The sequence below is a fragment of the Nitrospira sp. BLG_2 genome (assembly GCF_049222245.1).
On record NZ_JBLYIG010000472.1, the window covers coordinates 1 to 7,786 of the forward strand.

8 protein-coding genes are annotated in these 7,786 nt (G+C 58.4%); 5 read left to right on the forward strand and 3 right to left on the reverse strand.

Annotated features, from left to right (window positions below; all coding sequences use genetic code 11):
- Both ACOSYY_RS12825 and ACOSYY_RS12830 read right to left on the reverse strand, forming a co-directional pair.
- Positions 1-1,455 (reverse strand): phosphotransferase (locus ACOSYY_RS12825; RefSeq protein ID WP_421662850.1); only part of this gene is annotated, 1,455 nt, incomplete at its 3' end.
- A 209-nt stretch (positions 1,456-1,664) separates the two neighbouring features.
- Positions 1,665-3,056, reverse strand: coding sequence for a cytochrome P450 (locus tag ACOSYY_RS12830; protein WP_421662851.1), 1,392 nt, complete (start codon positions 3,054-3,056; stop codon positions 1,665-1,667).
- 183 nt (positions 3,057-3,239) lie between these two features.
- On the opposite strand from ACOSYY_RS12830, the gene ACOSYY_RS12835 reads away from it, so the two are divergent.
- Complete coding sequence (locus ACOSYY_RS12835; RefSeq protein WP_421662852.1) at positions 3,240-4,181, forward strand: hypothetical protein; 942 nt, start codon at positions 3,240-3,242, stop codon at positions 4,179-4,181.
- Between the two features lie 85 nt (positions 4,182-4,266).
- Here the strand turns inward: ACOSYY_RS12835 and ACOSYY_RS12840 are convergent, their stop codons facing one another.
- Positions 4,267-4,827, reverse strand: coding sequence for a dihydrofolate reductase family protein (locus ACOSYY_RS12840; RefSeq protein WP_421662853.1), 561 nt, complete (start codon positions 4,825-4,827; stop codon positions 4,267-4,269).
- 440 nt (positions 4,828-5,267) lie between these two features.
- Between ACOSYY_RS12840 and ACOSYY_RS12845 the strand changes: the two genes are divergently transcribed.
- The 4 genes from ACOSYY_RS12845 to msrA form a co-directional block, all read left to right on the forward strand.
- Entirely contained in the window at positions 5,268-6,203 is a 936-nt protein-coding gene (locus tag ACOSYY_RS12845) for an NADP-dependent oxidoreductase (protein WP_421662854.1), read from the forward strand.
- Entirely contained in the window at positions 6,200-6,643 is a 444-nt protein-coding gene (locus ACOSYY_RS12850) for a cupin domain-containing protein (protein ID WP_421662855.1), read from the forward strand. The genes ACOSYY_RS12845 and ACOSYY_RS12850 overlap by 4 nt, the downstream gene beginning before the upstream one ends.
- Before the next feature lie 138 nt (positions 6,644-6,781).
- On the forward strand, positions 6,782-7,291 hold the full coding sequence (msrB, locus tag ACOSYY_RS12855) for a peptide-methionine (R)-S-oxide reductase MsrB (RefSeq protein WP_421662856.1): 510 nt from the start codon (positions 6,782-6,784) through the stop codon (positions 7,289-7,291).
- 48 nt (positions 7,292-7,339) lie between these two features.
- A partial coding sequence (gene msrA, locus ACOSYY_RS12860; protein ID WP_421662857.1) for a peptide-methionine (S)-S-oxide reductase MsrA occupies positions 7,340-7,786 on the forward strand: 447 nt, incomplete at its 3' end.

Below are 7,786 nucleotides of genomic sequence, written 5' to 3' on the forward strand. Positions count from 1 at the left end.
GTGATGGAACTCGACGTTGCCGATCCCACGCTGCTGCGCCTCTCGGCGGCCCATGTCGAGCTGGCCGTCCTCAATATCAATCCCCACGACTCGTCCCTGCGGGACCAGCGCCGCAAGAGTGACCGTGATTCCGCCCGGCCCACATCCACAATCCAGTACGTGCATGTTTGGTTTGAGATGCGGAACGAAAAATGCAGCATCACGAGCCGCATTCCGGCTCGCCAAACCTTGCAACACCAGCGGATCGTAGCCCGCGGAATAGGCTTCGTGTCTCTCAAGGGACTTTTTGCCGGTAGAAGCGGCGCCCCGTGGGGTCAATGTGTCTAAATAGGATGCGAACTGATGATCCTCCAGCGCCGCGCCCAACCGTTCGCAGGCCTGCTTGACCAAGTCCGCCCCGCGTTCACTGGAGAAGTCCAGCATGCCACTGGCGATGACCCACATGGTCAGTGGAGACCCCAGGCCGACGTCGACATCCGATCGAAGGTCTTCGGCGGAATACCCTCCGACGCCATGGGCCACCAAGGTCTCGTAATACACCTTCAGGAGCGAGGCTTCCGTCGCGCGGCGCTGCTCGACCGCCAATGAGAGGGATAGAAAATAGGCCATATCGCGCGGGCCGGGCGCACGCCGCGCAACCTGCCAATCAAAGACGGTCACACGTCGTTCCCCGCGTGTGGTTGCAAAGGCGAAATTGTCGGCCCGGAAATCGCCATGGGTGAGCGTCTGCGGCCGGTCCACCATCCGTTCAATATAGGTGGGCAGGAGCAGCGCAAACCGTCTCGCGATCTCCAACAAATGTGACGACACGAAGGTGCTGCACCGTTGCTCGAACTTGGGTAACATTGCTCGATAGAGGGCAATTCTGACCTCGGCTTCGTCGGTGAGGGAACGTAACCACGGCCACTGCTTGAGCTTGGGCGCGCCCCAAAAGTGGGCGTGCAAGCGTCCGAGTTGCCGGACCACGACCATGGCATCCGTCGAAGAGCAGCCGGTGAGGTTGTCCCCGAACTCCGCCTGACCAAGATCTTCCAGCAGCAGGAGACATTCACCCGTTTGTTCGTGATAGAGACTGAGGTAGGGACGAGGGACTGGCATCGGGAAGGCTGGCAGCGGTGCCACCTCGCGGTAAAATCCTGCCTCGGTCTCATAGAGTCCCACCTTCCGGAGTTGTTGTCTTACGGCAGGATTGGCGGAGGACAGCTTGGCAAAGAGCGAGGCGGGAGCGCTTGCTTCCCGCTCATCGTATTCAATGATGAGACGAGCGGTTTGCCCCACGAAGCCGCTGCCGGCCGCGACCGGCTGGACATCAATGGCCACGACCGTGGCGCGCTTGAGGATTCCGGCCCGACGTAACACCCGCGTGAGCCAGTCCGCGGTGATGGCAGTTGGTGTTGCAGGAATGAATTCTGAGTCATCAGGTTCCTGGGTCACCATGACAGCGGAAGGTATCACACTCTCTCCTAAATAGGTATGTGAGAGAAGACGCGACCACTCACGATGGCCTGCATCAACGCGCGTGTGTGCAGGTTCGAAATCCGACTCAACCCGAGTCCATTCCTAGACCAATGTGTGAGGGCCCCGTGTCCACCGAGGATGGCTCGAAGTCGACCCTATCCGGCTAATGCTTGAATCATCCTCTCCGTCGATCTCTTGATCTGGGGTTAGTCCGCGTGAGCAGCGGAGACCGCCGGTGTGATCCGTGGCTGACGCGCCATGCGCAGGCCACCTTTGGGCCGCAAGGTCACCATGAACTGAAGCTCGACACGGTCTTGGGCCAGCTGCAGATCGTAGCGCCGACCGACGAGCGCCAAGAGCAGCAGCCCTTCGACCGACGCGAAATGGAGCCCCACGCAGGCTCGCGGCCCGGCGCCAAAAGGCAGATACGCATAGCGGGCACATGGTCGGTCACTGCCCAGCCACCGTTCCGGCAAAAACTGGTCGGGGTGTGGCCAAAAGTCTGGATGGCGGTGCAGATTGTAGAGACTGATCAACACACGCGCGCCTTGTGGTAGGGACACGCCGTGGACGGTAGTGGGTGTCATCACTTTACGCGGGATAAGCGGGATCGTCGGGTAGAGACGGAGCGATTCCTCGAAGATGGCGCGTGTATATGGAAGATGCTCAAGGTCTTCGGCACTCGGCGTCCGTCCTTGAAGCACCCGATCCACTTCCTCATGAAACCGTGCCTTCGCGTCGGGGTGCGTCGCGAGGAGATACCAGGTCCAGGAGAGGGCATTGGCGGTGGTGGAGTGGCCAGCGGCAAAGATGGTCAATATTTCGTCCCGCAGCTCCTGATCGGTCAGTCCCTCACCGGTCTCGTCATCCCGTGCGTGGAGAAGCACATCAAGGAGGTCGCCATGCAGCTCGCCGCTCTGCCGCCTTCTGGCCAGCAACCCATAGATCAACTCGTCCATGGAGCGCATCGCGGAACGAAATGCACGGCTGCGCGAGGTGGGCATCCACAACGGAAGGAGCAGAGGATTACTGTCAGACTCGATGGCGTACTGGCTGCTCACTTGTAACGCATGGATGATCCGGTCGATGTGTTGAGCCATGCTGGTACTGAACATTGTGTGGGAGATGACCTCGAGGGTTAGTTGCCGCATTTCGGCCGCGATGTCGACTGGCGGTTCTTCCTTGGTTGCCCACCCGGCCATTCGTTGTTCGCCCACCTGGGCCATCCGATCGACCATGGTCGCGATGCGAACGCGGTGGAAAATCGGCTGGATGATCCGACGATGCCGCTTCCACACGTCGCCCGACGCGGTGACCAACCCAGTGCCCAAGACCAACGCCAGGCCGGACGGTCGTCTCGGATCGTACACTTTCGCAAATCGGTCGGTATGCTTGACGAGCACGGCTTCGGCGAGATCGGGATGGCTAAACAGATAGCGCGTCGTCAGCCCGAGCCGAAAGCGCAGCGCATCGCCGTGCTGGCGCCACCAGGTCCAGAGCTGGTCGAGAGGACGCGTCTTGTACGCATGGAGGTGACCCAGGAGAGGCGCCGCCCCAGGAACATCGACCAGCGTGAAGGATGGCGTCGGATCCGGCATGAGGGACAATAGCATACTAGAGCCGGCGCAGAGAACCGGCTCACCTCCTCGCCAGACCATCCGGCACAACAGCGCCCTTCATAGTCGGTAACATGCGGGCACAATGAGTTTACTAAAGGGGGCCCGTTCCACGTGCAGGCCAAGATCTGCGATCTTTCAGCGAGTACTGTGATAAAAAAGGCCATGGAAAGACCACCCTACTCTCTTTTCCAGGCCATGCTGGTTGCCTTGCTATTATCTGGCTGCGGGGCTGCGCAGCTTGGGACGTGCGCGCCGCATACAAAAGAAGAAGGCACGCCGACACGGAATTGGGTCGAGTGTTTCGACCGACCCTTCTCGCACCAAGGCATGACACACTCGGTGTTCTGCCTGAATGACGGCACCGACAAGCCTCCGATGCTTCTGCTCCATGAGTTGACCGGGCTGTCTCCAGGGACACTTGCCTATGCGGAGGAGCTTTCGAACGATTTCACTGTCTACGTGCCGCTGCTGTTCGGCGAGAAAGGCAAGTTTTCCCTTACGAAAGGATTGGCGGCCTATTGGTTCCAGGGATCAATGGAGTTTTTCCCCGGCGGCGAATGGGGTCTTCCCGCTGAGGGAAGCGCGCCTATTGTGGATTGGTTGCGGGATGTGGTGCGGAAGGTTGGAGAACGGCATACTCAACAGCGCATCGGCATCATCGGAAACTGTTTAACCGGCCCATTGCCCCTCGCGCTGCTGAATCATCCTCGCGTCAATGCCGCGGTAGTGGCCCAGCCGTCGCTACCTCTCCCTTTCTGGTGGCACACGGATGCCGCCCGCCAATCTCTCGGTCTGTCGGCCGACGATCTGCAGTACGCGAGGAAAAGTGCTGCCAAAATCTACGGGGTGAGGTTTGAAACAGATTGCATGTCGGCGCCTGCTAAACAAAAAACGCTGCGCGACGAATTCGGCGATCGCTATATCAATGGCGAGATTCCCGCTAACGCATACCGTACACTCGAAGGAAAGCCGGCCAAGGCGCACAGCACGCTGATCGGTTCGTGGAGAGCGCAGGGCGAGGCGGGACGGCCTTCGCGAGACGCGCGCGAAAAGGTCCGAGATTTTCTCCTAAAAGAACTCAACGGGATTCATCCAGCGGGATAAAGAAATGATTTCTCCCCCTTGGTCCCACTCGACGTCGCGTTCGGGTGGGCTTGATGGGCAATTAGTGGGAAATGCAATAAGTGCCTCAACTCACGATACGGTACTCACTTTGGACCATGCCGCCCGGATAGGTACGCGTCGCGATATGATTGAGGCGGATGTCCAGCTGGAGAGAACCGAAGAGCGGAATTCCGTTGCCAATAAGCACCGGGAGACGACTGATGATCAGACGGTGGACGAGTCCGGCTCGCAAAAATTGCTGAATCGTGATCCCGCCGTCCACGTACAGGCGGCCGGCGCCGGAGGCCGCAAGCTTGGACACAATCGCGGCCGGAGACCCGGCCATCACTTCAACCACGCCACCGTGAGTTCGAGAGAGGGACAAGTCGAGAGGATGGTTGCTGAGGACGACCACTCTCTTGTTGCCATAATACCACTTGCTGAACGTCACCACTTTCTCAAATGTGTTCCGGCCCATGACGATCGCATCGATGTCGGCGATGAATTCGTTGTAGCCGTACTCCGCGCTGTCGCCGCCACCCTCCCCCATCAGCCAGTCAAGATCGCCGTTCGACCGCGCAATAAACCCGTCAAGGCTGACACCCACAAATACGGCGCATTCCGTCACAACATGGTTTTCTTTCATGCATCTCCCTAAGGCTCTTCAGTCGACCCTCTGGATACCAATTTGGGATCTCCGCTTCGAGAAAGAGCGGTGATTCTTGGCTGCTGAGAGAACAGGCTGCGGCAAGAGTACCGTCGGGCACACCTTCTTGCCGTCGCGACGAAAATGGCGAATCAGTATGCGCTTCGCTGTTCCCAGAAACAAGCGATGTATTTGCCGAACGCTGGATCAGGCAGTCGGCTGCGAATTCGATCAACCGTTCGATCCTTGGTCGTGGTAGGATGGTATGGGACATGACCGGCACAGCCCGTCAGCGAGCCTGCGATGGTTACGCTCAAGGGCATCGGTGAGTTCAGTGCGCCACGCGCTCGGACAAACCTCTCGAGTAGTCGCAGACCTCTTTCTAACGTTCAGGTGACGTAACCGAGGGGTGACCACTCCCGTACAATGAGGCTCTTCCTATGAAAGCGATACGGTTACATCACGTGGGCGGCTCCGAGTCGCTTCTTTATGACGATGCACCGAATCCGATTCCAAAAGACAACGAGGTGCTCGTTCAGGTCTATGCCACAGCCATCACGCCCACGGAGTTCGACTGGTATCCCACATTCCATACTCCTGAAGGCACAATGAGACCCTTTCCGATTATTCCGGGTCACGAGTTTTCAGGTGTCGTTGACGCGATCGGGTCGGATTGCAAAGATATGCAGGTAGGAGCTTCCATCTATGGATTGAGCAATTGGTTCATAGACGGTGCGCAGGCGGAATATTGCGTGACCGTTCCTGCCAACATTGCCCCGAAGCCTGTCACACTTGAACACACTCAGGCCGCAGCGGTGCCAATTTCAGCCTTGACCGCCTGGCAGGCGCTTATCGACCGCGCCCACCTCTCGGCAGGACAACAGGTGCTGATCCATGGTGCAGCCGGTGGTGTCTGCAGCTTTGCCGTGCAGGTGGCCCGACATCAGAGCGCCCACGTAATCACCACGGCTTCAGCGGCAAACAGTGCCTTCGTCAAGGCGCTCGGCGCCGATGAAGTCATCGATTACCGGATCACGCCGTTTGAAACGGTCGTCCGAGAAGTCGATGTGGTGCTCGATACAGTCGGAGGAGACACGAGAGATCGCTCATGGGCAGTTCTCAGAAAGGGTGGTCGGCTGGTGACCGTTGCGGCGGATGCGGAGGGGTCGAAGGAACAGCGGGTGCGCGATGCTTTCTTCATCGTCGAACCAAGCCGAAATCAGTTGGCGAATATCGCGCATCTCATCGATACCGGGGCTCTTCGACCTGTCGTGGGTACCGTCTTCTCGATGGAGAATTTTCGACAGGCCTATGAACAGAAACCCGTGCGCGGGAAAAATGTCCTCCGCATCGCGCAGAAGGGAGCACGCCAATGATGACCTTTGCATCTATCCGCGCTGTCACGAGACAGACACTACAGTGGACGGCACTGGCAGGAGCGACTCTGTTGCTGGGACAGACCGCCCTGGCAGAGGATGCCGCGTCGGTCCTGTTGAAGGAACGGTTGGCCGACATGGCCGGCAAAGAAGGCCCCATGATCACCGTGGAGTATGCGCCCGGCGCCGCATCCGACCAGCACTTCCATCCGGGTTCGGTGTTCGCCTATGTCTTGGAAGGGGCCGTGGTCTCTCAATTAGCGGGAGGGCACCCCGTGACCTATACGAAAGGTCAGAGCTGGGAGGAGTCTCCCAAGATACCGCATGTCGTCTCCAAGAATGCGAGTAAGACCAAAGCGGCTAAGCTCCTGGTGTTTCTGCTGTCACAGGAGGGCGAGTCGCTCGTCGTGCCGATGACATCACCCGGCAACGGGAAGTGATCCTCTCGGAAGCGATTCGTGTGGAGGCGAATGCGGTTTCAGTGAAAAGCGACCGCAAGGTCGAACAGTCGTCATCATCGACGGCGAACTATGGAGAGCTTACCGTGCCTCATCCAGCCGCTCAATGGAGGATCTACGATGCAGCATGAAGACCATTCCAACACAGCGGATCGGGCGAAGGACGATTCGTCTTCAGTGGAGCCTTTGAAATGGGATGATGTGCTCCGCTTGGCTCGTCACGGCAATCCTCCTCCGCCGCGACGAGTAGAGAAGACAGATACTCAGTGGCGCGCGCTTCTCACCGACGAACAATTCCGTATTACACGTCTGAAGGGAACTGAGCAGGCACACAGCTCGGACATGTGCCGGCTGTTCAGTCCGGGACAGTATCAGTGCGTTTGCTGTAATACAATACTGTTCGATGCGGCAGGCAAGTATCAAAGCCATTCCGGCTGGCCCAGTTTTGTCCAACCCGTGGCGCCTGGCATCATCGCCTATCACCAGGACGACAGTTATGACATGCGTCGGATCGAGACAATGTGTAATGTATGCGATGCTCATCTCGGCCATGTGTTTCCGGATGGGCCTGAACCGACCGGGTTACGGTTCTGTATCAATGCTCTTTCGTTGCGGAAGGCTGAGGGGTGATCTGCCGAGATAGAAGACTTCCGACGACAAGCGTACGACTAAAGGGGGATGTCCGTGACTCGAACTGAAACAGCAATATTGGCGGGAGGTTGTTTCTGGGGTATGCAGGATCTCATTCGCAAGCTTCCCGGTGTGCGGTCTACACGCGTTGGCTATAGCGGTGGCGACGTACCGAATGCCACCTATCGTAACCATGGGACGCATGCGGAAGCCCTCGAGGTCGTGTTCGACCCGGACACTCTGTCGTTCCGTAGCTTACTGGAGATGTTTTTTCAAATTCACGATCCTACGACAGTAGACCGCCAGGGTAACGACCGAGGGACATCATACCGCTCGGGGATCTACTACACCTCGGAGGCCCAACGCATGGTGGCAGAAGAGACGATCGCCGAAGTGAACGCGTCTGGGCTATGGCCGGGCAAAGTAGTCACAGAAATCCGGCCGGCCGGTCCATTCTGGCAGGCGGAACCGGAGCATCAAGATTATCTTGAACGA